This is a genomic window from Kocuria sp. CPCC 205297 (assembly GCF_040981035.1).
In the GTDB taxonomy this organism is placed as follows: Bacteria; Actinomycetota; Actinomycetes; order Actinomycetales; family Micrococcaceae; genus Kocuria; species Kocuria marina.
Window position 1 is genome coordinate 255712 of record NZ_JAVKPY010000002.1, and the last position, 23821, is coordinate 279532.

Annotated in this window: 20 protein-coding genes, 2 pseudogenes and 1 riboswitch; of the genes and pseudogenes, 7 read left to right on the top strand and 15 right to left on the bottom strand. The window is 68.6% G+C overall.

Features of this window, described 5'->3' with window-relative positions:
* Positions 1 to 268: 268 nt before the first annotated feature.
* From RF650_RS02770 to paaA, 7 genes are all read right to left on the bottom strand, one after another.
* Positions 269 to 1129 carry a formate/nitrite transporter family protein gene (locus RF650_RS02770; RefSeq protein ID WP_368814014.1) on the bottom strand — a complete coding sequence of 287 codons (861 nt, stop codon included), beginning with the start codon at positions 1127 to 1129 and terminating at the stop codon, positions 269 to 271.
* A 133-nt stretch (positions 1130 to 1262) separates the two neighbouring features.
* Positions 1263 to 2036 carry an enoyl-CoA hydratase/isomerase family protein gene (locus RF650_RS02775; protein ID WP_368814015.1) on the bottom strand — a complete coding sequence of 258 codons (774 nt, stop codon included), beginning with the start codon at positions 2034 to 2036 and terminating at the stop codon, positions 1263 to 1265.
* A gap of 111 nt (positions 2037 to 2147) precedes the next feature.
* Positions 2148 to 3347 carry a 1,2-phenylacetyl-CoA epoxidase subunit PaaE gene (paaE, locus tag RF650_RS02780; RefSeq protein WP_368814016.1) on the bottom strand — a complete coding sequence of 400 codons (1200 nt, stop codon included), beginning with the start codon at positions 3345 to 3347 and terminating at the stop codon, positions 2148 to 2150.
* Between the two features lie 2 nt (positions 3348 to 3349).
* The gene (gene paaD, locus RF650_RS02785) at positions 3350 to 3865 is read right to left on the bottom strand and encodes a 1,2-phenylacetyl-CoA epoxidase subunit PaaD (RefSeq protein ID WP_368814044.1); all 516 of its coding nucleotides are present in this window, start codon (positions 3863 to 3865) and stop codon (positions 3350 to 3352) included.
* Positions 3866 to 3936: 71 nt separating this feature from the next.
* Complete coding sequence (paaC, locus tag RF650_RS02790) at positions 3937 to 4773, bottom strand: 1,2-phenylacetyl-CoA epoxidase subunit PaaC (RefSeq protein ID WP_368814017.1); 837 nt, start codon at positions 4771 to 4773, stop codon at positions 3937 to 3939.
* A complete protein-coding gene (gene paaB, locus RF650_RS02795; RefSeq protein WP_368814018.1) occupies positions 4770 to 5066 on the bottom strand; it encodes a 1,2-phenylacetyl-CoA epoxidase subunit PaaB in 297 nt (98 codons plus the stop codon). The genes paaC and paaB overlap by 4 nt, the downstream gene beginning before the upstream one ends.
* A 2-nt stretch (positions 5067 to 5068) precedes the next feature.
* On the bottom strand, positions 5069 to 6106 hold the full coding sequence (gene paaA, locus RF650_RS02800) for a 1,2-phenylacetyl-CoA epoxidase subunit PaaA (protein ID WP_368814019.1): 1038 nt from the start codon (positions 6104 to 6106) through the stop codon (positions 5069 to 5071).
* Positions 6107 to 6361: 255 nt separating this feature from the next.
* Between paaA and RF650_RS02805 the strand changes: the two genes are divergently transcribed.
* The 3 genes from RF650_RS02805 (at position 6362) to RF650_RS02815 (ending at position 8968) form a co-directional block, all read left to right on the top strand.
* Complete coding sequence (locus tag RF650_RS02805) at positions 6362 to 6772, top strand: PaaI family thioesterase (RefSeq protein ID WP_167317985.1); 411 nt, start codon at positions 6362 to 6364, stop codon at positions 6770 to 6772.
* 4 nt (positions 6773 to 6776) lie between these two features.
* Positions 6777 to 8114, top strand: a complete 1338-nt coding sequence (locus RF650_RS02810; protein ID WP_368814020.1) for a phenylacetate--CoA ligase family protein — start codon at positions 6777 to 6779, stop codon at positions 8112 to 8114.
* 233 nt (positions 8115 to 8347) lie between these two features.
* Positions 8348 to 8968, top strand: a complete 621-nt coding sequence (locus tag RF650_RS02815; RefSeq protein ID WP_313362457.1) for a TetR/AcrR family transcriptional regulator — start codon at positions 8348 to 8350, stop codon at positions 8966 to 8968.
* Positions 8969 to 9049: 81 nt separating this feature from the next.
* Here RF650_RS02815 and paaZ read toward each other — a convergent pair whose 3' ends face one another.
* Positions 9050 to 11176, bottom strand: coding sequence for a phenylacetic acid degradation bifunctional protein PaaZ (gene paaZ, locus RF650_RS02820; RefSeq protein WP_368814021.1), 2127 nt, complete (start codon positions 11174 to 11176; stop codon positions 9050 to 9052).
* A 184-nt stretch (positions 11177 to 11360) separates the two neighbouring features.
* Here paaZ and RF650_RS02825 point away from each other — a divergent pair, with 184 nt between their 5' ends.
* Positions 11361 to 11843, top strand: coding sequence for a hotdog fold thioesterase (locus RF650_RS02825; protein ID WP_098053542.1), 483 nt, complete (start codon positions 11361 to 11363; stop codon positions 11841 to 11843).
* Positions 11844 to 12141: 298 nt separating this feature from the next.
* Here RF650_RS02825 and aceA read toward each other — a convergent pair whose 3' ends face one another.
* On the bottom strand, positions 12142 to 13428 hold the full coding sequence (gene aceA / locus RF650_RS02830) for an isocitrate lyase (protein WP_064846502.1): 1287 nt from the start codon (positions 13426 to 13428) through the stop codon (positions 12142 to 12144).
* A 364-nt stretch (positions 13429 to 13792) separates the two neighbouring features.
* On the opposite strand from aceA, the gene RF650_RS02835 reads away from it, so the two are divergent.
* Both RF650_RS02835 and rraA read left to right on the top strand, forming a co-directional pair.
* The gene (locus tag RF650_RS02835; RefSeq protein WP_098053590.1) at positions 13793 to 15262 is read left to right on the top strand and encodes an XRE family transcriptional regulator; all 1470 of its coding nucleotides are present in this window, start codon (positions 13793 to 13795) and stop codon (positions 15260 to 15262) included.
* A gap of 122 nt (positions 15263 to 15384) precedes the next feature.
* Positions 15385 to 15852: a ribonuclease E activity regulator RraA gene (rraA, locus tag RF650_RS02840; protein ID WP_064846504.1), complete on the top strand. Its 468-nt coding sequence runs from the start codon at positions 15385 to 15387 to the stop codon at positions 15850 to 15852.
* Between the two features lie 91 nt (positions 15853 to 15943).
* Here the strand turns inward: rraA and RF650_RS02845 are convergent, their stop codons facing one another.
* The 6 genes and pseudogenes from RF650_RS02845 to RF650_RS02870 all read right to left on the bottom strand — a co-directional run bounded on the left by RF650_RS02845 (position 15944) and on the right by RF650_RS02870 (position 22595).
* The gene (locus RF650_RS02845) at positions 15944 to 16756 is read right to left on the bottom strand and encodes a hypothetical protein (protein ID WP_368814022.1); all 813 of its coding nucleotides are present in this window, start codon (positions 16754 to 16756) and stop codon (positions 15944 to 15946) included.
* A 233-nt stretch (positions 16757 to 16989) separates the two neighbouring features.
* Positions 16990 to 17387: pseudogene (locus RF650_RS02850) on the bottom strand (3-hydroxyacyl-CoA dehydrogenase NAD-binding domain-containing protein).
* Positions 17384 to 18175 (bottom strand): enoyl-CoA hydratase/isomerase family protein, encoded by a 792-nt coding sequence (locus RF650_RS02855; RefSeq protein ID WP_368814023.1) that lies wholly within the window; start codon positions 18173 to 18175, stop codon positions 17384 to 17386. Before RF650_RS02855 ends, RF650_RS02850 begins: the two are co-directional and overlap by 4 nt.
* A 7-nt stretch (positions 18176 to 18182) precedes the next feature.
* Complete coding sequence (locus RF650_RS02860; protein WP_368814024.1) at positions 18183 to 19406, bottom strand: acetyl-CoA C-acyltransferase; 1224 nt, start codon at positions 19404 to 19406, stop codon at positions 18183 to 18185.
* Between the two features lie 198 nt (positions 19407 to 19604).
* Positions 19605 to 21032: an MFS transporter gene (locus RF650_RS02865; protein WP_368814025.1), complete on the bottom strand. Its 1428-nt coding sequence runs from the start codon at positions 21030 to 21032 to the stop codon at positions 19605 to 19607.
* 351 nt (positions 21033 to 21383) lie between these two features.
* Positions 21384 to 22595: a cobalamin-independent methionine synthase II family protein gene (locus RF650_RS02870; RefSeq protein WP_064846510.1), complete on the bottom strand. Its 1212-nt coding sequence runs from the start codon at positions 22593 to 22595 to the stop codon at positions 21384 to 21386.
* A gap of 14 nt (positions 22596 to 22609) precedes the next feature.
* A riboswitch (SAM riboswitch) is annotated at positions 22610 to 22696 on the bottom strand.
* A gap of 249 nt (positions 22697 to 22945) precedes the next feature.
* On the opposite strand from RF650_RS02870, the pseudogene RF650_RS02875 reads away from it, so the two are divergent.
* Positions 22946 to 23694 (top strand): annotated as a pseudogene (locus RF650_RS02875) (3-hydroxybutyrate dehydrogenase).
* Positions 23695 to 23821 lie beyond the last annotated feature (127 nt).

A 23821-nucleotide genomic window follows, 5' to 3' on the forward strand; every position in this document is an offset into this window, starting at 1 on the left:
CCTGAAGGGTGCGGGTGACGTGACCACAGGGTGTGGTCACGATTGGAAGGCATGAATGCGGAGAACGGGAAGGGCGGGGGATCGGTTCGGGCGTCCCGCATCACGCCCGCCCGTCACCGTTCACCGGTACGGGCGGGTGCTCGTATCTCGCTGTGTTCTCGCACAGTATGACCGCAATCACATTCCCGCCGAAAACCGGGTGTGAGGCGGTGGCGGATTCCCTGCGGGCCGTATGGGAATGGGTTCCGATCCATGCCCCGCGGGACGGTCAGTCCTCTTCTTCGTCCTCGGACGACGCGTCCGAGATCCTCTCGCCGCGGCGCTCGGCCATGAGCAGTTCCCACGTGCGGATGAGGCGGGGGATGGAGATGATCACCAGGCCGCCGATCATGTTCAGCGGGATGACCCACGCGAACCACACGAACCAGTCCAGGTAGGAGTAGTCCCAACCGGCGTGCATGGCACCGAAGATCACGATGGAGTTCAGCGCTCCGTGGAGCATGCCCAGGCCCACGACCAACAGGCCGCCGATCAGGGAGATCACCGCGGTCATCATGTCGTTGTCCGTACCCTGCTGCATGCGGGTCATGAGGGTGATGGTGGAACCGGCCAACAGGGCCAGGCACACGGTCTCCAACCCGATCCCGTCCGCGACGTACCCCGAGGCGACCTCCACCAGGGAGTCCGTGAAGTCGGGGAACGCCGCCACGACCACCCACATGAACACCCAACCACCCACGAGGTTGGCCAGCAGGGTCCCACCCCACAGCCGCACGAGTGACCACCACGTCCCGTGACCGGCGACCACCGCGTTGATGGGGAGCAGGAAGTCCTCGGTGAACAGCTCGGAGTGGGCCAGGCGCAACGCGAGCAGCCCCACGCCGAACGCGATGCCCGCCAGCAGTTTGGAGTCGGTGACATCCATGACCGCGAGCATGGCCATGATGCCCAGGCCCACGTCGATCCCGCCGAAGAGGCCGGTGATGATCAGCGCCCGCCACGTGCGGTGCAGCCGATCCGTGCCTTCCTGGACGGTGTTCTGGAACTCCTCGACCAGCTCGTCCTCCAGGGGCTGAGCGGTGCGTCCCGAGGAACGCCGCTTGGACTCGCTGTCACGCGCTGTGGGCATGGGCCTCAGCGTAGGGCACCCGGGAAGCCATCATGGGGAACATCTGTGCTGCAGAAAGACGATTTTCGCCGCCCCGAACGGTCTTATCGCAGCACAGATGTATCCAGCGGGAACCCCAGGGCGGCCCAAGCGTTCAGCCCCGGCCCGTGAACTCCGGCTTGCGTTTCTGCTGGAAGGCCGCGAATCCCTCCTTGTAGTCGTCCGTGGCGCACAGGGCCGCCTGGGCCTTGTTCTCCGCGGCCATGGACTCCCACAACCCCACGCGGTTGTCCCGCACCTGGGCCACGAGCTCCTTGGACGCCAGGTAGGACTGCGTGGCACCGCGGGCCACCTTCGACACCCGCTGCATGGTGAACCCCATGAGCTCGTCCGCCGGCACGGCCCGAGAGAACAGTCCCGCGGCCACGGCCTCAGCACCGGTCATCATCTCGGCGGTGTAGATCAGGTCCAGGGTGCGGTGGGCGCCCAGCCGCTCGGTGAACAGGGCGTGCCCGCCCGAGTCCAGCGTGGCCCCCAGGTTGGCGAACGGGGATCCGATGGTCGCGTCCTGCGCCACGTACACCACGTCCGTGGCGATCGCGAGTCCCAGCCCCACGCCCAGGCACGCGCCCTGTACCGCGGCGAACGTGGGCGCGGGGAAGCTGGACATCTGCTGCAACAGCGGTTGCACCTTGCCGGTGAGGTAGCCGTCGGTGTCGTCACTCGCCGGGTCCACGGCGGAGATGTCCCGGCCCGCGCAGAACGCACGCCCCTCGCCACTCAGCACGAGCGCTCGCACGCCGGCCCGCTCGGCCTCGGTGTACGCGGCGGCGAGTTCGTCCAGCGCGGCCTCGTCCAGCGAGTTGAGCTTCTTGGGTGCGTCGAGCACCACGCGGGCGATCTCGTCCTCGATCGTCAGGTCGATCACGGGGTTCTCCTTGCGGTTCGGGGTTCCGGTGCGCCCCGCGGGGCGAGCGGGCAGGTACGACGACGACGCCGCGCGGTCCCGGCGCGGCGTCGTCGTCGGAGTGCATGGGACTCAGGCGTCGAAGTCCACGCTCAACTGATCGGAGGTGGGGCGGGTCTGGCACGTGAGGACGTACCCGGCGTCCACCTCGTCCTTCTCGAGGGCGAAGTTCTCCTCCATCTCGAACTCCCCGCCGGTGACCTTGGCGCGGCACGTGCCGCACACACCGCCGGCGCACGCGAACGGGACGTCCGGGCGCACGCGCAGGGCGGCGTTGAGCACGGTCTCCTGCGCGGACTTGGGGGAATCCACCTGGGCGGAGGTGCCGTCCAGGTTGAAGACGATCTTGTAGTTCTCGCCCTTGGGGTCCGCCTTGACCGCGCGGCCCTGCTGGCCCTGCGGGGTGGTGGGCTTGCCCGTGGTGAACAGCTCGAAGCGCACGCGGGACTCGTCCACGCCGCGTTCCTTGAGCACGTCACGGCACAGCTGCACGAGCTCGAACGGCCCGCACAGGAACCACTCGTCCGCGGAATCCACCTGGATCACGTGGTTGAGCAGTTCCTCGAGCTTGTCGTGGTCGATCCGCCCGGACATCAGCGGCGAGATCCGCTGCTCGCGGGACAGCACGTGGTGCACGGCCAGGCGGGCGGGGTACTTGTCCTTGAGGTCGCCCAGCTCCGCCGCGAACATCACGTCCATGGACGAGCGGTTGGCGTAGATGACGTCTATCGCGGCGGTGTCGGAGGCGCGCAGCAGCGCGCGGGCGATCGCCATGATGGGCGTGATCCCGGACCCGGCGGCGAACGCCACCAGGTGCACGTTGCGCTTCTTGGCCACCTCCCGCTCGGCGAGCTTCTCGGGGTCGTTCATGGAGGTGATGTTGACCTTGGACGTGAATGCGCCCTGCGGGTTCATCACGTCCAGGGTGTCCCCGGCGGCGAGCTGCTCGTTCGCCCACGTGGAGAACACGCCGCCCATGTCCTTCTTGATGGCCACACGGATCTCACCCGGGGTGGGGTCCGCGCAGATCGAGTAGGAGCGGCGCACCTCGTGGCCGTTGATCTGCGCGCGGATGGCCACGTACTGCCCGGGCAGGTAGTTGTAGTCCGCCACGAGGTCCTCGGGGACCTCGAACGTGACCTCCACGGAGTCGGGGGTCAGCTTGCGCACCTCGGAGACCGCGAGGGTGTTGAACGTGGCGCGGCGCTTGCCGCCGCCCGCGCTGGCTTCGGCGGCGTCCTCCAGCGTGGAGGTGTCCGCGGTTTCGCTCATGATCAGTGCACCTTGAAGTAGTCGAAGGGTTCTTTGCAGTCGTTGCAGACCCACAGGGCCTTGCAGGACGTGGACCCGAAACGGGTCATTTCGCGGGTGTCCAGGGAGCTGCAGTGCGGGCACTTCACGGCCAGGCTCAGTCGCACCGGTCCGGAGTTGTGCCCGGCGGCGGTGCGCCCGGTGGGCGGGGCGATGCCGTACTCGCGCAGCTTGGCCTGGCCCTCGGGGGACATCCAGTCGGTGGTCCACGCCGGGCGCAGCACCTGCACCACACGCACGTCCTCGTAGCCGGCGGCGGTCACGGCCGCCTCGAGGTCTGCGGCCATGGTGTCCATGGCGGGGCACCCGGAGTAGGTAGGGGTGATCACCACCACCGTCTCGTCCTGCCCGGCCACGGCGTCCCGCAGCACCCCGAGGTCCTCGAGCGTGAGCACGGGGATCTCGGGGTCGCACACGGTGGCGGCGACGTCCCACAGGGCGGCGTCGGCCGGGTCGTCCGGGCGCTGCGAGGGCCCCAGGGGGACCTCACGGGGTGCCACGCCACCCGTGGGCGGCAGGGAACGGGGTGGAACGCGGGAGAACACGGAACTCACCACGTGGCGCCGGGATGCTGGCGGGCGAGCCACTGCATCTCGGCGAGGATGTACCCGCGGTACTCGGAGTAGGAGCCGTCACGCGGTGCGGCGGAGAGTCGGGCCTGGGCCACGCTCGGGACCTCGAGCTCGGCCTCCGCCAGCAGGGCGGTGACGCGGTCCATGGTCCGCTCGCGCAGGCTGGAGGGCCGCACGGCGATGCCCTCGAGCTCGTCGTGCAGGGGCTCGTCCGCGAACAGCTCGTCCAGGTAGGGCCACATGTAGTAGAGGCCCTCCTGGATGCGCCGCTTGGACTCCTGGGTTCCGAGGCCCAGGCGCAGCATCCACTGGGCGGCGTGGTCCTGGTGGTACTCGACCTCCTTCAGCGCCTTGTCCGCGATCGCGGCCAGGGTCTGGTCCGTGGAGGACTGCAGCGCCGAGTAGAGCTCGTACTGGTAGAAGGAGAACAGCAGCTGACGCGCGATGGTCTGACCGAAGTCCCCGTTCTCCTGCTCCACGAGGCGCACGGAGCGGAACTCCTCCTCGTTGCGGAAGTACGCGAGCTCGTCCTCGGTCTTCCCCCACGCGGAGCCCGCGTAGGTCAGCAGGAAGCGCGCGTGGCCGATGAGGTCCAGCGCGATGTTGCCGAGGGCGATGTCCTCCTCGAGTTCGGGGGCCCGCGAGATCCACCAGCCCAGGCGCTGGGACAGCATCAGGGCGTCGTCGCCGAGACGCAGAGCGTACTGGGCCACAGCCTCCGAGGCCTTGCCGCCGGTCTCCGCGATCTCCTCGGCGGTGATCGCGTCACCCGCGGACTGCTTGGTGGCGGAGTCGTGGGAGGCGAACGCGCTCACAGGTGCTTCACCCCTTCGCTCTTGGTGTAGTACGTGGCGTGGCGGTAGCTCTTGCCCTGCGCGGACTCGAAGTACCCGCCCTTGGAATCGGGGTCCGACGCCGTGATGGCGTCCGCGGGCACCACCCACACGCTCGTGCCCTCGTTGCGCCGGGTGTAGAGGTCACGCGCGTTGCGCACGGCCATGGTGGCGTCCGGGGCGTGCAGGGAGCCCGCGTGCACGTGGGACAGCCCGCGCGAAGAACGCACGAAGACCTCCCACAGGGGCCAATTACCGTCCTGGTTCTCGCTCATGCTCACGCTCCGATCAGTTCTGCGGAGCCGCGGCCCGCCATGACGGTGGTCTGGTCCTGCGCGTCCTCGGACGACGCCGCTGCTTCGCGCGCCTGGCGCTCGGCGTAGGCCTGCGCGGCCTCTCGCACCCACGCACCGTTCGCGTGGGCCTCACGACGGCGCTTCATGCGTTGGACGTTGCACGGCCCGGAGCCCTTGATCACGGACGTGAATTCGTTCCAGTCCAGCTCGCCGTAGTCGTAGTGGCCGCGCTCCTCGTTCCACTTCAGGTCCGGGTCCGGCAGGGTCAGACCCAGGGCCTCGGCCTGCGGGACGATCATGTCCACGAAGCGCTGGCGCAGCTCGTCGTTGGAGAAGCGCTTGATGTTCCACTCCATGGACTGCTGCGAGTTGGGCGAATCGGCGTCCGGGGGACCGAACATCTGCAGCGCGGGGCCGTAGAAGCGGTTCACGGCCTCCTGGGCCATCTGCTTCTGCGCCTCGGTGCCGTGGGAGAGCTCGTAGAGGATCTCCCAGCCCTGGCGCTGGTGGAAGGACTCCTCCTTGCAGATGCGCACCATGGCGCGGCCGTACGGGCCGTAGGAGGCGCGGCACAGCGGCACCTGATTGCAGATCGCGGCGCCGTCCACGAGCCAGCCGATCGCGCCCATGTCCGCCCAGGTGCGGGCCGGGTAGTTGAAGATCGAGGAGTACTTGGCCTTGCCGCTCAACAGCTGCTCGGTGAGCACGGAGCGCGGGGTGCCCAGGGTCTCCGCCGCGGAGTAGAGGTACAGCCCGTGGCCGGCCTCGTCCTGGACCTTGGCCATCAGCACGGCCTTGCGCTTGAGGCTCGGGGCGCGGGTGATCCAGTTGGCCTCCGGCTGCATGCCGATGATCTCGGAGTGCGCGTGCTGGGAGACCTGGCGGGTCAGGCTCTTCCGGTAGGCCTCCGGCATCCAGTCCCGGGGCTCCACGCGGGAGTCCTCGCTGAGGAGGTGCTCGAAGTGCTGCTGCTCGGCGGTGGGCTCCGCCTGGTCCGCAGAGGTGGTCTGCTCAGTCATGGTGTGTGTCCTCGGTTCGCGGGTGAGATGGGAGCGGAGGATGAACTCTGTACGCTGCCGACAATAATAACTGACCGCTCGTTCAGAATATAGGCCCCCGGTGTGGTCGTCAACACAATTTCCGCCCGGGAGGCGGGGGCCCGCCAATGGATGTGCAGGGGTGGCGACGCCGCGGCGGAGCCCTGGACTTGTTGACACACGTCACATTTCGCGGTTACCTACTGACCGATCGTTCTGAAAATCTGAGGAGCCCCCGTGCCACACCATCCCGTCCTCACTGGCGACCGTGCCTCCGAGTGGTTGGGGATCACCGTGCAGCGCGCGGACCCCGGGCACTGCGTGATCTCCATGGCCGTGCGGGAGGAGATGCTCAACGGCTTCGGCATCGTGCACGGCGGGATGATCTTCGCGCTCGCGGACTCGTGCTTCGCCATGACGTGCAACGACCCGGAACCGGACGGCACCTCCATGACCGTGGCTCAGGGCGTGGACATCAACTTCCTCAGCTCGGCCCACCCGGGCCAGACCCTCGTCGCGGAGGGTCGCCAGATCGCCACCACCGGGCGCAGCGGCCTGTGCGACATCACCGTCTCCACCCAGGACGGGGACGTCGTCGCCCAGTTCCGCGGCCGCAGCCGCACCGTGCCCCTTCGCCAGAAAGCGTGAACCCATGACGTCGTGCTCCGTGCCCAGCCCGTACCACCCCGTGGCCTCCGGGGACTCCTCTCAGCCGGATCCCGAGGAGCTGATGAGCCGGGACCAGATCGAGGCGCTGCAGACGGAGCGCCTGAACTGGACCCTGCACTACGCGTACGAGAACGTGCCCGCCTACCAGGAGCTCTTCGACGAGCACGGGGTGCACCCGGATGACTTCCGGGAGCTCGAGGACCTCGCGAAGTTCCCTTACACGGACAAGGAATTCCTGCGCAAGGCCTACCCGTTCACGTCCTTTGCCACGCCCATGTCCGAGATCCGACGCATCCACGCGTCGTCGGGCACCACCGGGCAGCCCACCGTGGTGGCTTACACGGAGGAGGACCTGCAGACATGGGGGGCCCTCGTGGCACGCTGCTTCCGGCTCTCGGGAATGAAGCCCGGGGACAAGGTGCACAACGCGTACGGCTACGGGCTGTTCACCGGCGGGCTGGGCGCCCACTACGGTGCGGAGCGCCTGGGATGCGCCGTGATCCCGATGTCCGGAGGGCAGACGGAAAAACAGGTGCAGCTCATCCGAGACTTCGAGCCGCAGGCCATCCTCTCCACCCCCACGTACCTGCTCACCATCGCGGACGGCTTCTGCAAGCTCGGTCTCGACCCGCGCGAGACCTCCCTGCGGCGCGCGGTACTCGGGGCGGAGCCGTGGACCGAGGAGATGCGCCACGAGATCGAGAAGACGTTCAACATCTCCGCGTGCGACATCTACGGCCTCTCCGAGGTCATGGGCCCCGGCGTGGCCGGCGAGTCCTGCGAGACGAAGGATGGTTCGCACATCTGGGAGGACCACTTCCGCCCGGAGGTCATCGACCCGTTCGACGACACGGTGCTGCCCACCGGGCGCCCCGGCGAGCTCGTGTTCACCGCGCTGACCAAGCAGGCGCTGCCGATCATCCGCTACCGAACCCACGACCTCACCCGCCTGCTGCCGGGCACCGCGCGTCCGGGTCACCGGCGCATGGGCCGGATCACGGGGCGCTCGGACGACATGATCATCCTGCGCGGCGTGAACCTCTTCCCGTCCCAGATCGAGGAACTCGCGCTGAAGATCCCCGCGCTCTCCCCGCACTTCACGCTCGAGATCACCCGGCCCAACCGCATGGACCAGATGACCATCCACATCGAGCGCCGCGAGGAAGCCACCGTGGAGCAGGCCCAGGAGGGTGGCAAGAAGCTGCTGCACGACATCAAGACGAAGATCGGTTCGAGCGCCACGATCGACATCGCCGAGCCCGGGACCCTCGCACGTTCCTCGGGCAAGCTGCGCCGCGTCTACGACCACCGCGACAAGTAGGCCCCTCCGCGGCGACGCCTGCGGGCGCCGTCGCGGGGTCGGTCGCGGAGTTCCGCCGCGGTGTCGGGCAACGGGGCAGGGTGGCGGCGCCGCGTCGTCGGCCCGGGGTGTGGGTCCCGGCGACGTCGCCTGATTCCCGCCCGACGCCGCCCCGCCACCTTCCCGGCGGTGAGAAAGCGACGACCGGGTAACCTGAGGTATTCCGTCCCCGCCAGAAGGTCGAGGCCACGTCCATGCCCACCGAGCTCAACTCCTCCGCCGACGTCGCTGTGGCGCCGCGGCGCGGCCGTCCCGGCTACGACCGCGAGACCCTGCTGTCCGTGTGCGTGGACGTGTTCAACCGGCACGGCTACGACGCCACGTCCATGGGGACGCTGTCCAAGCACCTGGGGATCTCCAAGTCCGCGATCTACCACCACGTGGAATCCAAGGAGGCGATCCTCGAGCAGGCGCTGGACCGTGCCCTCGACGCGTTGGAGGCCGTGTTCGAACGGGTCTTGGCGGGGGGCAGCGGGCCGGTGAACAAGCTCGAGCAGATCCTGGACGGTTCGGTGCACGTGCTCGTGGACCAGATGCCCTACGTGACCCTGCTCCTGCGGTTGCGGGGCAACTCGGAGGTGGAGCTCGCGGCGCTGCAGCGGCGTCGTACGCTGACGCGCACCGTGGAGGAACTCGTGCGGCAGGCGCAGGAGGAGGGCGAACTGCGCACGGACATCTCCGGCAGGTCGGCGCCGCGTCTGATGCTGGGCATGGTCAACTCGATCGTGGACTGGTACCAGCCGGAGCGTTCCGGGACGGTGGACCAGCTCGCGGACACGGTCGTGAAAATGGTGTTCTCGGGCTTGCGGGCGTAGTTCCCCGGCCGCTCAACTCTCCGCGGGTGTGGCCCGTCGTTGCTGCTGGGGCAGTGACCACCTGTCGCCGCCGCCCCCGGTTCAGTCGGCGGCCACGCCTTCGGCGGGGGGCCAGGTCTTGGCCACCAGGGTCAGGACGTCGTAGGTGGCCACGATCTCGTCCTTCTGGTTGGTCAGGCGGGCGTCCCAGGCCACCTCGCCGTACTCGTCCGTCACGCGCGGGGTGATCTTCTTGGCGGTCAGGGTGACCCGGATGGCGTCGTCATACGTCACGGGGGTGACGAACCGCAGGTTCTCCAGCCCGTAGTTGGCGAGTACTGGCCCGGGGGCGGGCTCCACGAAGAGCCCCGCGGCCCACGAGACCAGCAGGTAGCCGTGGGCCACCCGCCGGGGGAAGAACGGGTTGGCCATGGCGGCTTCCTCGTCCGTGTGGGCGTAGAACGTGTCCCCGGTCTTCTCCGCGAACTCCAGGATGTCCTCGAGTGAGACCGTGCGCAGGTCCGAGACGAACTGGTCCCCGATCCGCAGGGTCTGCAGCGACTTCCGGAAGGGATGCTCCCCAGTGCCGTTCTCCACGTCCTCGCGGGTCACGGTGTTGGCGGTCGCGCCCCAGTGCCACTGGCCGGTGATCCCGGTCAGCAGGTCCGGGGAGCCCTGGACGGCGGTGCGCTGCATGTAGTGCTTGACCGCGCGCACGCCACCGAGTTCCTCCCCACCACCGGCGCGGCCGGGGCCGCCGTGGACCAGGTGGGGAACGGGGGAGCCGTGACCTGCGGAGGTTTTAGCGTCGTCGCGATCCAGGAAGAGCACGCGCCCGTGGTACGCGCCGATCCCGGAGGCGAACTGCGCCGCGAGCTCGGGGGAGTGAGTGCACACGGTCGCCACGAGCGAGCCGCCGCCCAGCGCGGCGATCTCCACGGCGTCCGCGATGTCCCCCGAGTAACCCAGCACCGAGGTGACCGGGCCGAACGCCTCGAGCTCGTGGACGGCGGGGGTGCGGGCGTCGTCGAACGAGAGCACCGTGACGGGGAAGAAGGCGCCCTGCTCCGGCAGGGACGCGAGTTCCTCGGGACCGCCGAGTTCCACGGTGGCGCCGGCGTCGATCAGGGCGCGCACGGAGCGCAGCACCTCGAAGTGCTGGTCGTCGGACGCGAGCGGGCCCACCGTGGTGGCGGAATCGCGCGGGTCGCCGACGACGGCGCGCTGCACCACCCGCTCCCGCAGCGCGGCGATCACGGCGGGCTTGAGCGCCTGCGGAACGATGACCCGGCGGATCGCGGTGCACTTCTGCCCGGCCTTGGCGGTGATCTCCAGGACCACGGACTTCACGAACGCCTCGAACTCGGGGGAGTCCTCGGTGACGTCCGGGGCCATGATCGCGGCGTTGAGCGAATCGGTCTCCGCCGTGAAACGCACGCCCTTCTCCTGCGCGTTGGTGTGGGCGCGCAGCAACTGGGCGGTGGCGGCCGAGCCGGTGAAGGCCACGTGGTCGCGGGCGTCCAGGTGGTCCAGCAGATCGCGCGCGGCGCCGGAGATCAGCTGCAGGGAACCCTCCGGCAGTAGACCCGAGGCCAGCATGAGGCGCACGCACGCCTCCGTCACGTACCCGGTGGGGGTCGCGGGCTTCACGATGGTAGGCACGCCCGCGATGAACGCCGGCGCGAACTTCTCCAGCATGCCCCACACGGGGAAGTTGAACGCATTGATCTGCACGGCCACACCGGGCACGCGGGTGTAGACGTGCTCACCCAGGAACGAGCCGTCCCGCGAGAGCTGTTCCACCGCGCCGTCCACGATCACGTTGGCGTTGGGCAGTTCGCGGCGTCCCTTGGACGAGAACGTGAAGAGGGTCCCGATCCCACCGTCGATGTCGATCAGGTGGTCCTTGGCCGTGGCCCCGGTCGCGTAGGAGATCTCGTACAGCTCCTCCTTGTGCTCGCCCAGGTATTGCGCGAGCTGCTTGAGGATCAGGGCGCGGTCGTGGATGCGCAGTTGCCCCAGTGCGGCCTGGCCCACGGTGCGTCCGTGGTCCACGGCGCCCGCGGTGTCGATCCCGTCCGTGCTCGCCCGGGCCACGAGCTCCCCGGTGGTGGCATTGCGCACGTCCGTGATCTTCTGCGGGTCCTCCGGCCGCCACCACTTCCCGGCGACGAAGCTGGGCAGGATCTGCGGTTCCTGGGTCTCGGATGCCTGGGTCTGGGTGTTCACGCGGGGTCCTCCGGACTGTCGCGGCCATCAGCCGAACGATCGGTCAGTATTTGGTCCAGGATAACCTAGGTCACACAAGGGCACCATGGTCACCACGCTCCGCCGTCGGCGTTCGACGCAGCTCTGCGCGCCGCTCAGCGCGGCCCACCGGCGCGGCGTGGGGCCTGATCACCGAGGAGTCAGCATGCACGAGGATCCCACCCGCGCGGACGTCCGCGCCGAGAACGCACGAGTCGCGTCCCCCGCCGAGGAGTTCGGTGAGGCGTACGAGCCGTGGATCATCGAGTTGGGTGAACTGGACGAGAAGATGGGCGTGGTGGTGGAGGAGCAGTCCGCCGAGCGCGTGGTGGCGACCATGCCCGTGGAGGGCAACCGGCAGTCCCTGGGGCTGCTGCACGGCGGCGCGTCCGTGGCGCTCGGGGAGATGCTGGGCTCGTGGGCCGCGGTGATCCACGGCTCCACCATGGGCAAGGTGGCCGTGGGCGTGGACATCAACGCGACCCACCATGCCTCCGCTACAAGCGGCCGGGTGCGCGGCGTGGCCACGGCGATCCACCTGGGGCGCAGCGTCACGAACCACGAGGTGGTCATCACCCACATCGACACCGGCAAGCGCCTGTGCACCGTGCGGATCACCAATTACCTCAAGCCCGCGAAGCGCTCCTGAGCATTCGTCCGACGATGCCGCGGTACCCGTCCCTCGGGAAGGGTACCGCGGCGTCGTCGTCCGCGGAGCCGCCCCGGCACCGCGGAGGGCGCGCGGAACCGCCCCGGCACCGCAGGGAATACACGGAACCGCCCCGGCACCGTGTGGGAACGGTGTCGGGGCGGTTCGTGGTCCGCGGGAGGGCTGAGGAGTCCCCTCTCAGGCCGCGCGGACAGGGTGGACGCGGAGACCGGATGCCCGGAGTTCTTTGGCCTCAGTGACCGTGCTCCGGTCTCCGCGGGTCTTCAGGGCGCCGGGTTCAGAACTGGGCGCTCTCGGTGGAGCCCGTGAGGGCGATCGTGGAGGAGTTGGGGTTGACCACCTGGGAGACCAGGTCGAAGTACCCGGTACCCACCTCGCGCTGGTGCTTGGTGGCGGTGTAACCGCGCTCCTCGGCGGCGAACTCGCGCTCCTGCAGTTCCACGTACGAGGTCATCTGGTTGCGGGCGTAGCCGTGGGCCAGATCGAACATCGAGTAGTTCAGCGCGTGGAAACCGGCCAGGGTGATGAACTGGAAGCGGTAGCCCATGGCGGAGAGTTCGCGCTGGAACTTGGCGATGGTCTCGTCGTCCAGGTGCTTCTTCCAGTTGAAGGACGGCGAGCAGTTGTACGCGAGCATCTGGTCCGGGAAGTCCTCATGCACAGCATCCGCGAACTGGCGGGCCAGCTTGAGATCCGGCGTGCCGGTCTCCATCCAGATCAGGTCCGAGTAGGGGGCGTACGCCTTGGCGCGGGCGATGCAGGGCTCCACACCGTTGCGGACCTTGTAGAAGCCCTCCGGGGTGCGCTCGCCGGTGATGAACTCGGCGTCCTGCTCGTCGATGTCCGAGGTGATCAGGGTGGCCGCCTCGGCATCCGTGCGGGCGATGATGATGCTGGGGACGTCCTCCACGTCCGCCGCGAGGCGGGCCGCGTTGAGGGTGCGGATGTGCTGCTGGGTGGGGATCAGCACCTTGCCGCCCAGGTGTCCGCACTTCTTCTCGGAGGCCAGCTGGTCCTCCCAGTGCACGCCCGCCGCACCGGCGTCGATCATGGACTTCATGAGCTCGAACGCGTTGAGCGGTCCGCCGAAGCCGGCCTCCGCGTCCGCGACGATCGGCGCCATCCAGTTCTCCACGGTGTGGACGTCCTCGGCGTGCTCGATCTGGTCCGCACGCTTGAGCGCGTTGTTGATCCGGCGCACCACCTGGGGAACCGAGTTCGCCGGGTAGAGGGACTGGTCCGGGTAGGTCTGGCCCGCGAGGTTCGCGTCACCGGCGACCTGCCAACCGGAGAGGTAAATTGCCTTGAGCCCGGCCTTGACCTGCTGGACGGCCTGGTTACCGGTCAGAGCGCCCAGAGCATTGATGTAATCCTCCGAGTTGAGCAGGTACCAGAGCCGTTCCGCACCGCGGCGGGCGTTGGTGTGCTCTTCTCGAAAGGAACCCTGCAGACGCAGGACCTCCTCGGGGGCGTAGTCACGGGTCACGCCGGCCCAGCGGGGGTTCTCCTCCCAGTCCCGGGCGAGTTCCTCGGCGCTGCGGAGGTTGCTGTTCTCGTTGCTCATCTCGTTCTCCTTTGATCGTTCGAGCCGGCGGCCTCGGTGGGAGCTCCGCACGGGTAACTTGATGTGTTCCACTTTTGCCGCGATCTGCACTCCCGCATAGAGGCTTTTAGGATGAAGAATTGGTTTTCTTCACGTTTGAGAAAAATCTGCCTAAACTCGGACTATGACCCCGGACACAGGACCCCGCAGGCGCCGTCGCACCGGCGACGGCGCTCCCCCTCGCCCCGCCGCACCGCGGAGCGCTCATGGCTCGGAACCCGCGCGCGCTGCGCGGTCGCGGGGCACGGAGCCCGCCCGGACGGCAACACCGCGGCGCACGGACCCCGCGTCCGGCACGCGGGTCCCCGCGCGCTCGTCGTCCGACGTGCCACCCGAGGAGTCCGGGGACCCGACCGATCCGATCGTGCTGGGGCGGCGGATCCGCTACCGCCGCAAGCGACTGCGGATCACGCTCGAGGAGCTCGCGCGCACCGTGGGCATGGCGGCGTCGGCGCTGTCGCTGATCGAGAACGGCAAGCGCGAACCCAAGCTCAGCGCGCTGTCCGCCATCGCTGCCGCGCTGGACATGAGCGTGGAGCAACTGCTGGGGACCAAGGCGCCGTCGCGCCGCATGGAACTGGAGATCCAGGTGGAGCGCGTGCAGCGCGGACCCATGTACGCGTCCCTCGGGTTGCCCACGGTGCGGGTGGGGCCGGGCACAAGTACCGAGACCCTCGAGGCGCTCGCGGCCCTGCAGCAGCAACTCGCCCAGCGGCTCGAGGAACAGGCGGCCACACCGGAGGAGGCCCGGCGCGCCAACACCCAGTTGCGAGCGCGCATGCGGGGGATCGACAACTATTTCGAACGCATCGAGACCATGGCCGCGGACCTGCTCGCCGCGATCCGCCACACGGGCGGACCGCTGTCCGAGCACCACATTTCGCGGCTCGTGGAGCACGTGGGATTCGAGATCCACCAGGTCCCGGACCTGCCGCACTCCACGCGCTCGGTCACGGACCTGCGCAACCGTCGGTTCTACCTGCCGGCCACCGCCGGGGCGGGCTCGCCGTGGTCGGTGTTGTTGCAGGCCGTGGGGCATCACTTGCTTGAACACCACCGCCCGGCGGACTACGGCGAGTTCCTGGAACAGCGCGTGGAGACGAATTACTTCGCGGCGGCCCTGATGATCCCGGAGGCCTCCGCGGTGGACCTGCTGGGGCGCGCCAAGTCCCAGCGGGAGTTGTCCGTGGACGACCTACGGGACGCGTTCGCGGTGTCCCACGAGACCGCGGCACACCGGATGACCAACTTGATGACCCACCACTTCGGCATCCCCACCCACTTCGAGAAGGTGCACTCCTCCGGGATCATCCACAAGGCCTGGCAGAACGACGGGTTGCAGTTGCCCACCGACCACAGTGGCGCGGTGGAGGGGCAGAGGGCCTGCCGGTTCTTCTCCGCGCGGCAGGCGTTCTCGGGGACCAACCGGTTGCTGTCCCACTTCCAGTACACCGACACCCCGCACGGCACGTTCTGGTGCTCGGCCCGCGTGGAGGGATCCGAGAACGGGGAATTCTCCATCTCTTTCGGTGTGCCGTACGAGCACGTCAAATGGTTCCGGGGCCGCGCCACCACGGTGCGCCACACCTCCACCTGCCCCGACCCCGCGTGCTGCCAACAGCCCGCCCCGGCGCTCGCCGAGCAGTGGGACGGCCAGTCCTGGCCCTCCGCCCGCCCCGCGTCCCACATGCTCGCCGCCATGCCCGCCGGCGCGTTCCCCGGGGTGGACGAGACCGAGGTCTACCGCTTCCTGCAGCGACACGCCCCCGTTGCCTCATCTGGCGACCTCGCGTAACCTCCATCACGTTCCCGCCGACGACGCCGCGCCACCCCTACGCGCCCAGACCGTCCGTGTCCGGACGCCGCGTGCCCGGGCCCCGAGCGTCGTCGGCGATCCGTAGGCACGAAAGGTGACCCATGAGCTTCGCGACCGCCGACCTGTACGACGAACACGGCGAGGACCTGCAGTCCGTGACCACCCAGTTCATCTCGGTGGGTGGTGTCCACCGGTTCACCGGACCCATCCGCACGGTGCGCTGCTTCGAGTCCAACGTGGACGTCAAGAAGCTCGTGGCCACCCCCGGTGAGGGCGCGGTGCTCGTGGTGGACGGGCAGGGATCCATGAACCGCGCGCTGCTCGGGGACAACGTGGCCCGCACCGCCATGGAGAACGGGTGGGCCGGGCTGATCATCAACGCCCCCGTGCGGGACCGCGTGGAGCTGGGCACCCTGGACATCGGCATCAAGGCGCTGGGCACGAATCCCCGCAAGTCCGAACCCAACGACTCCGGGGAAGTGGACGTGATCGTCACCTTCGGCGGCGTGACCTTCCGCCCGGGCAGGACCCTGTGGGCGGACGAGGACGGGGTCCTGGTGGAGCGCTGAGCCCGCTGCCTCCGCTGGACGGATATACGACGGCGACTTCCGCACCCGCGGGGTTCGCCGTCGTCGTTCCGGTGGGGGCCGGGTGTCGTGACTACTTCTGGGCCACGAACTCCTGGCCGTTCCAGGTCCAGTTCACCCGCTTGCCCGAGTCATTGCCCTGCTCGTTCGTGACGTGCTGGATGACCGTGGGCTCACCCGTCGCGTCGATCACCAAATCGGCCCAGTTGAACGGGTGGTTGGACGTACCCCGCTGGGCGGGCATGGTGTCGTGGGAGTCGTACCCCTTGTCGGTGGGGGTCAGCACGGTCACACCCTGGCCGTCCGTCAGGTACACGTTGCCGTGCTTGTCCACGGTGGAGTTGGTGCGCAGATCCCACTCCTGAGCTCCCAGCACGGGAGCGGGGCCGAAGGAGACCACCGTGGTGCCCTCCCTGGGCGGCACATACCCCACGGCCTGACCGTTCTGGTACACGGCGTAGCTGGCCTGCTTGCCCGCGGGGGCGCTGCCGGGTTCCACGACACGTTCGTAGCTCACGATCTCCATGGCGCCGAAGACGGGGTGGTGCACCGGGATCGCTGCGGTCTTGTCGCACGGCCCCGCGCAGGGGTCCGCGACGGCCGGCAGGGACGGCGCCGTAGCGGTGGCTGACGCGGCCGGGGTGCTGCCCGCACCCGCGGTGTTCGCAGCGGTGGCCGTGTCGGCGGGACTGGGCTGGGCCACCGCGGTGGCGCCGTCGGTGGCCGCCGTGGAACCGTGCGGGGTCTGCTGCGCCGGAGTGCTCACGCTCTGAGACCCCTGGGGCGTGGTGGCCTCTGCCGCGCTCTGGCCATTCTGGCCGCAGCCCACGAGCAGGGGGACCGCGAGAACCGCGGCGGTCAGGGTCTTGGTCCTGGTGCTCTGCATCTCCATCACCTCTACGAAGTTTTTCGATGACGAACACGCCCTACGATTCCTCAAGACGTTTGCTTTCGCAACACGCCGTGACGAAATCGCGACCTCTGTCGTGCAGGGGCGGTGACCGGGCCGGGGGGTGGGGAACAGCCCCGCGGCGTCGTCGAACCCCAAGTCAGAAGGGGTTCGACGCGCGGAACAGCCGATGCGCATCCGACCCGCCACGAGTACTGCCGTGCACGCGCTCAGGAGTAGTCGTAGAACCCCTTGCCGGATTTACGGCCCAGTTCGCCGCGCTCCACCATGTCCCGCATGAGCTGGGGCTGGGCGAAGCGGGGGCGTCGTTCACGGTGGCCGGCGTCTTGCCGATGCCCGCGACCCACTGCAGGGTCAGCTCTTTCAGCTCCTGACGGGTCTTGCGCCCGATCACGATCTCCACGAGCTTGGAGGCCGGGACGGGGTTGAAGAAGTGCATGCCGCAGAACCGCTCGGGGCGCTGGAGCTCATCGGCGAGCCCGTCCACCTCCACCACGGTCACGCGCGCTCCGGAGATCAGGAACGCGTGGGCGATCCCCGCGCCCATGCGCCCGCCTCCCAGGACTCCCACGCGGGACCGGACGGTTGCGGTGGTGTTCTCGGTCATGTCTTGGGCTCCTTCTTGCGGTCCAGGAACGCTTGCATACGGTCGAATTTGGCCTGCGACTCGAACAGGATGGCCTGCGCGAGCTCGTCCACGTGGGGGTGCGCCTCGCGCGGCATGGCGAACACACGCTTGGACACGCGCACGGCCAGCGGGTCCTGCGCGGCGATGCGATCGGCCAGGGCGTCCGCCGCGGCCAGCAGCTCGTCTGGTTCGTGGATCTCGGTGATCAGGTGGGCCTCCAGGGCCTCCTGCGCGGAGAGGGTCCGACCGGCCAGCAGGATGTCCTTGGCGAGTGACTCACCGGCCAGTTCCCGCAGTCGCCACAGGGCCCCCGCGGCGGCGATGATGCCCAGGCCGGTCTCGGGTTGGCCCACCGTGACCCGCGGCGTGCCGATCCGGAAGTCCGCGGCCCACGCGAGTTCCGCGCCCCCGCCCAGCGCGTAGCCGTCCAGGGCCGCGATCACGGGCATGGGTAGCTTGGCGATCCGGCCGAACAACTGCGAGTTCACGCCGCGCAGGGCGTCCTCACGACGCCGCTCGCGCAGTTGCGCGATGTCCGCACCGGAGGCGAAGATCCCCTTCCCGTTCACGTGCGTGCCGCTCAGGATCATGATCCGGGGATCGTGTTCCAGACGGGTGCACACAGCGTGCAACTCGTCCACCATGACCTCGTCGATGGCGTTGCGCACTGCGGGGCGGTCCAGCGCCACGTGCATGCGGTCCGGGGTGTCGGTGATGCGCAGGGCCGTGAACTGCGCGGCCCACTCGGGGGTGTCGTGCTGCGTCATGGCCGGATCACACCCGCTCCACGAGCAGTGCTGCACCCTGGCCCACGCCGATGCACATGGTGGCCAGCCCCTTGGCGGTCTGCTCCCGCTGCATCCGGCCCAGCAGGGTGATGACGATGCGCGAGCCCGAGGAACCCAGGGGGTGGCCCAGGGCGATCGCCCCGCCGTCCCGGTTCACGATCTCCGGGTCCAGGCCGAGCCGGCGGATCGATGCGAGCGACTGGGTCGCGAATGCCTCGTTGATCTCCACGGAGCCCAGATCGCCCGCGTTCCAACCGGCGCGCTCCAGGACCTTCTCGGATGCGGGCACCGGGCCCAGGCCCATGATCTCGGGGGAGAGACCGGCGGAAGCACCGTCCACGACGCGGCCTCGGGCGTTGAGCCCGTACTTGGTCACGGCCCGTTCGCTGGCCACGATCACGGCGGACGCGCCGTCGTTGAGCGAGGACGAGTTACCGGCCGTGACCACGGACCCGCCCTTGACCACGGGGCGCAGCTTGGCGAGCACCTCCGGGGTGGAGCCCTCGCGGGGGCCCTCGTCCGTGTCCACGACCGTGACCGCACCCTTGCGGCCGTGGACCTCCACGGGCACGATCTCGGCGTCGAAATGACCGGCGCGGATCGCGGCCAGGGCCTTTTCGTGCGACTGCGCGGCGAAGGCGTCCGCGTCCTCGCGGGAGATTCCGTCCACCCGGGCGACCTCCTCGGCCGTCTCGGGCATCGAGTAGGTGGCCTTGCCGTCCCGCGAGAGCGGGCCCTCCACGAACGCGGGGTTCACGAACCGCCACCCGATCGAGGTGTCGAAGACCTCCCCGGGCTTGGCGAACGCCGTACGGGGCTTCTCCATGACCCACGGCGCGCGGGACATGGATTCCACACCGCCGGCCACCACGATGTCCGCGGCCCCGGACTTGATCATCTGGGACGCGATCGTGATCGCGGACATCCCCGACGCGCACAGCCGGTTGACCGTAATCCCGGGGACCGTGTCCGGGTACCCGTTGAGCAGCCACGCCATCCGGGCCACGTTGCGGTTCTCCTCACCGGCGCCGTTGGCGTTGCCCAGGATCACCTCGTCCACGAGCGCGGGATCGATGCCGGCGTCCTCCACGACGGAACGGATGCACAGTGCGGCTATGTCGTCCGGGCGCACCGAGGACAGGGCACCGCCGTAACGACCCACGGGGGTTCGCGCCCCTCCGACGAGGAAGGCTTGGGGCATCGAGGACATGGCAACTCCTAAGTGGGGCAATAACCGACCGATCGTTCACGGTAAAGGTTCCCCAATCATGTGAGCCACGTCAATCGATGACGGTTACGCGGGGAAGAGCGCGACGGGCCCGGCAACCGTATGGCTGCGGGGCCCGCCGTGCGCCGTCGTGACCTCCGACGAATCAGAGGCCGGGACGGTTGGTTCGTATGTCGGGGATCAGTGGCGGCGGATGCGCGCCGGAGCGGTGGTCTCGGGCTCGCCGGCCACCGGGGGAACGATCTCGTCCGGGTGCGCCCGGACGTACTCCTGGTGCACCTCCGCGACGTGCAGGTCCTTGCCCTGGTCCGACTTCTTGACGAAGGAGACCGCGATGAAGGACACGAGCGAGATCAGGGAGATGTACAGGCCGATGGTCCACGCGGCGCCGGTGCGGTTGAGCAGCAGCTGGGCGATCATGGGGGCGAACGCGCCACCAATGATCGACCCCAGGGCGTAACCGATCGAGACACCGGAGTAGCGGACGCGGGCCGGGAACATCTCGGCGTACATGGCGGACTGCGGACCGTAGGACGGACCCAGACCGATCGTCAGGATGAGGATCGCGGCCGCGAACAGGGGCAGGGACGCCGTGTTGAGCATCCACCACATGGGGATGGCCCACAGGATGATGATGCCGTAGCCGATCTGGAACGTGAGCTTGCGCCCGATCTTGTCCGAGATCCACCCGCCGAACATCGTGAAGATGAGCCACCCGACGCCGCCCACGAGCGTGGCGATCAGCGTCTCGGGGCGGGACATCCCCAGGGCCTTGGTGCCGTAGGACGCGAAGAACGCGATGACCAGGTAGCCCGCGGCGTTGTTCGCGGCGAAGATCAGCGCGGCCAGGATGACCTGCGGGGAGTTGGTCCGGAACAGCTGGCCCAGGGGAGCGGAGGATTCCTTGGCGCGCTGGCGCATCTCCAGGAACACGGGGGACTCGTCCACGGAGCGGCGGATCAGCCAACCCACGAAGATCAGCACGATGGAGAACAGGAACGGAACGCGCCAGCCCCAGGCCTCGAACTGCTCGGGGGTCAGGATGGTGCTCAGACCGAACATGAACAGGGTGGCCATCAGCACGCCCAGGGGCACACCGATCTGGGGATAGGCGCCGAAGAAGCCGCGCTTGTTCGCGGGCGCGTGCTCCACGGACATCAGGGCCGCACCACCCCACTCACCACCGGCGGAGAAGCCCTGCAGGATACGCAGGACCAGCAGGATGATGGGGGCCGCGATACCGATCTGCTCGTACGTGGGCAGCAGGCCGATCAGCGTGGTGGCCGCGCCCATCCCGAAGAGGGTCATGACCAGGGTGATCTTGCGCCCGTACTTGTCACCGATGTGACCGGCCACGATCGCACCCAGGGGACGGAAGAGGAAGCTGATGCCCAGGGACGCCCAGGCGACGACCTGTCCCAGCGTGGCGTTCTGCTCGCCCGCCGGGTTGAAGAAGTGGGTGGCCAGGATGAAGGCGGCCGCCTGCGCATAGATGAAGAAGTCGTACCACTCGATGGTGGTGCCCACGAGGGTGCCCGCAAGGACCTTGCGTTCTTCTCGGGTCATGGTGTGCGCCAGCTGAGCGGGCGCTGAGGTGGTGGATGCCATGTGGGTCTCCAGGATCGGCGGACGCGGGGTCCGTGGGGTGCCAGTGGCGGAGTGGATCAGGGGAATAACCGACCGATTGGTCTCGAAATAAGTGTACGAAAGAATGTGAAGCGCACCACACGTTTCGTGTATTAAATCGTATATTTTTCCCGGGCCGTTCACCCGGGCGGGCAGCATGTCGGCCGTTGTGACGCGTTCATGACACGGCAACGCCCCCTCCCGCCGTGCCGCACCGTGGAAGGTGCGGGTGCAGCGGAAGGGGGCGGGCGGCGTCGTCCGGGAAGATCGGGGAACCGGAACGGTCAGCGACGCGGTGGGACTAAAAGCTGCAGGACCAGCCGCGCGGCCTGATCAGAACAGGCGCTCGGACGCGATCCGCGCACCCTCCACGAGGGACTCGAGCTTGGCCAGCGCGATCTGCGGGTGCAACCGCCCGCCCAGACCGCAGTCCGTGGAGGCGATCACGTTCTCCTTGCCCACCACGGACGCGTACTGCTCGATCCGGTCCGCCACGAGCTCGGGGTGCTCCACCACGTTGGTCGAGTGCGAGACGAAACCGGGGTAGACCACCTTGCCCTCGGGCAGCTGGTGGTCCTTCCAGACCTTCCACTCGTGGCCGTGGCGCGGGCTGGACGCCTCGAAGCTGTAGCCCTGCGCGCGGATGGTGAGCATGAGGTCCACGAGGTACTTGAACTCGAGGTCCGTGGTGTGCGGGCCGTGCCACGAACCCCAGCACAGGTGGAAGCGGATCTGCTCCTCGGGGAGGTCGCGCAGTGCGTAGTTCAGCGCGTCCACGCGCAGCTGGGTGAAGGCCAGGTAGTCCTCCACGGTGGGCTCGGGGTTGATCTGGTCCCAGGACTCGGCGATCGAGGGGTCGTCGATCTGCACGGTCAGTCCGGCGTCTACGATGGCCTTGTACTCCTCGCGCATCACGTCCGCGCACGCGTAGACCAGTTCCTCGTCCGTGGCGTAGTACTCGTTCTTCACGCGCGCGCAGGAGCCGGGGGACAGTGCCGCGACGAAGCCCTGCGTGGCACCGTTCAGAGCCATCGCGTCCTTCACGCGGCGGATGTCTCCGGCCACCGCCTCCTGACCCGTGTAGGTCAGCGGGCCCGTGATCTTGGGCTGGGAGACCGTGTTGCGGTGCACGAGCACGCCCGCTGTGGGGTCCTCATAGGCATCCCGGAAGCGCTCCCGGTCGCGGCGGTCGGGGAAGCTCGTGAGCACGATGTGTCCCGGGCTGGAACGGTGCTTCTCGCCCTCGTTCCACCGGTCCTCGTCTGTGGGGGTCAGCCCGCCCAGTCGGTGGAACGAGTAGTTCCACCAGGCCCCGTAGTCCACGGCGCCGGACGTGGTGTGGCCGTACTCGCCGTCGTTGACGATGTCGATGCCGATCTCGCGCTGGGTGCGCACGATCTCTGCGACGCCTTCGTCGAGCGCCTCGCCCAGCTGGGAGAGGTCGATCTCGCCCGCCTGGAAACGGTTGTTGGCCTTCAGCAGCTCGGGCGTGCGAGGCAGGGAGCCCACGTGGGTGGTCTGGATGCGATCGGTGTTCAAGGGCATGGCTGTGCTGTTCCTTTCCATCGGTCCTGGCGTTAGCACCGGTGTCACCCCGGTTGCTGCGGCTTCCACGAGCCAGATCTCTCGGCCGCTCTGGATGGGTACTGCTCCATCCAACAGCATCGCGAGGAGTGGACGCCAGTTGTGGCGTGTCGGACGACGACGCCGCTCCCCGGGTTCCTCCTGCCCGGCCCCTCGGGCTCGGGTCACCGGGGCTTCCGTGACCGGGCGGCCCCCGGTGCGGGCCGTGACTCGTAGCTGGTCCGGGGTGGTCCGTTCCGGATCGTGACCCGGCGGCCCCCGGGGCGTAGCGTGACGCGGTAGGAGAACCGTCCACGCGCAAAGAGGCTGTCATGGAGCAATCACTCGGGGGGAAGAAGGCCCTGGTCACCGGTGGGGCCAGCGGGATCGGCCGCGCCGCCGTGCAGGCGTTCGCGGACCGCGGCGCCCATGTGGTCGTCGCGGACATCAATGAAAAAGCCGCTCAGACGACGGCCTCCGAGGTGGGCGGGGAAGCCTGGGTCTGGACCTCTCGGACACCGCCGCGCTCACCGAACTGAGCCTGGACGTGGACATCCTGGTCAACAACGCGGGGATCCAAAAGGTGGCACCCGTGCAGGACTTCGACCCCGCGGACTTCCACCGCATCCTCACGCTCATGCTCGAGGCTCCGTTCCTGCTGATCCGTGCCGCACTGCCGCACATGTACGAGCGCGGATGGGGCCGGATCATCAACGTCTCCTCCATCCACGGTCTGCGCGCGTCCGCGTACAAATCCGCGTACGTCACGGCCAAGCATGGGCTCGAAGGGCTGTCCAAGACCGTGGCCCTGGAGGGCGCTGAGCACGGTGTGACCAGCAACTGCGTCAACCCCAGTTACGTGCACACCCCGCTCGTGGACAAGCAGATCAAGGACCAGGCCGCGACCCACAGGATCCCCGAGGACCAGGTGATCGAGAAGATCATGCTCACCGAGTCCGCGATCAAGCGCCTCGTGGAACCCGAGGAGGTTGGCGAGCTCGTCGCGTTCCTGGCCGGCCCGTCCGCGGGCATGGTCACGGGTGCGTCCTACGCGATGGACGGTGGCTGGACGGCGTCCTGAGCGCGGGGCGACGTCGCCGCGTCCACCCTCGCTGCCGTTCGGTGTCGAGGCAATGGCCCGCGTTCCACGGCCCCTCTCCGGCCAAGGCCCCGAACATCTGCGTCCCGAAAAAACACCCGCAGTCGCA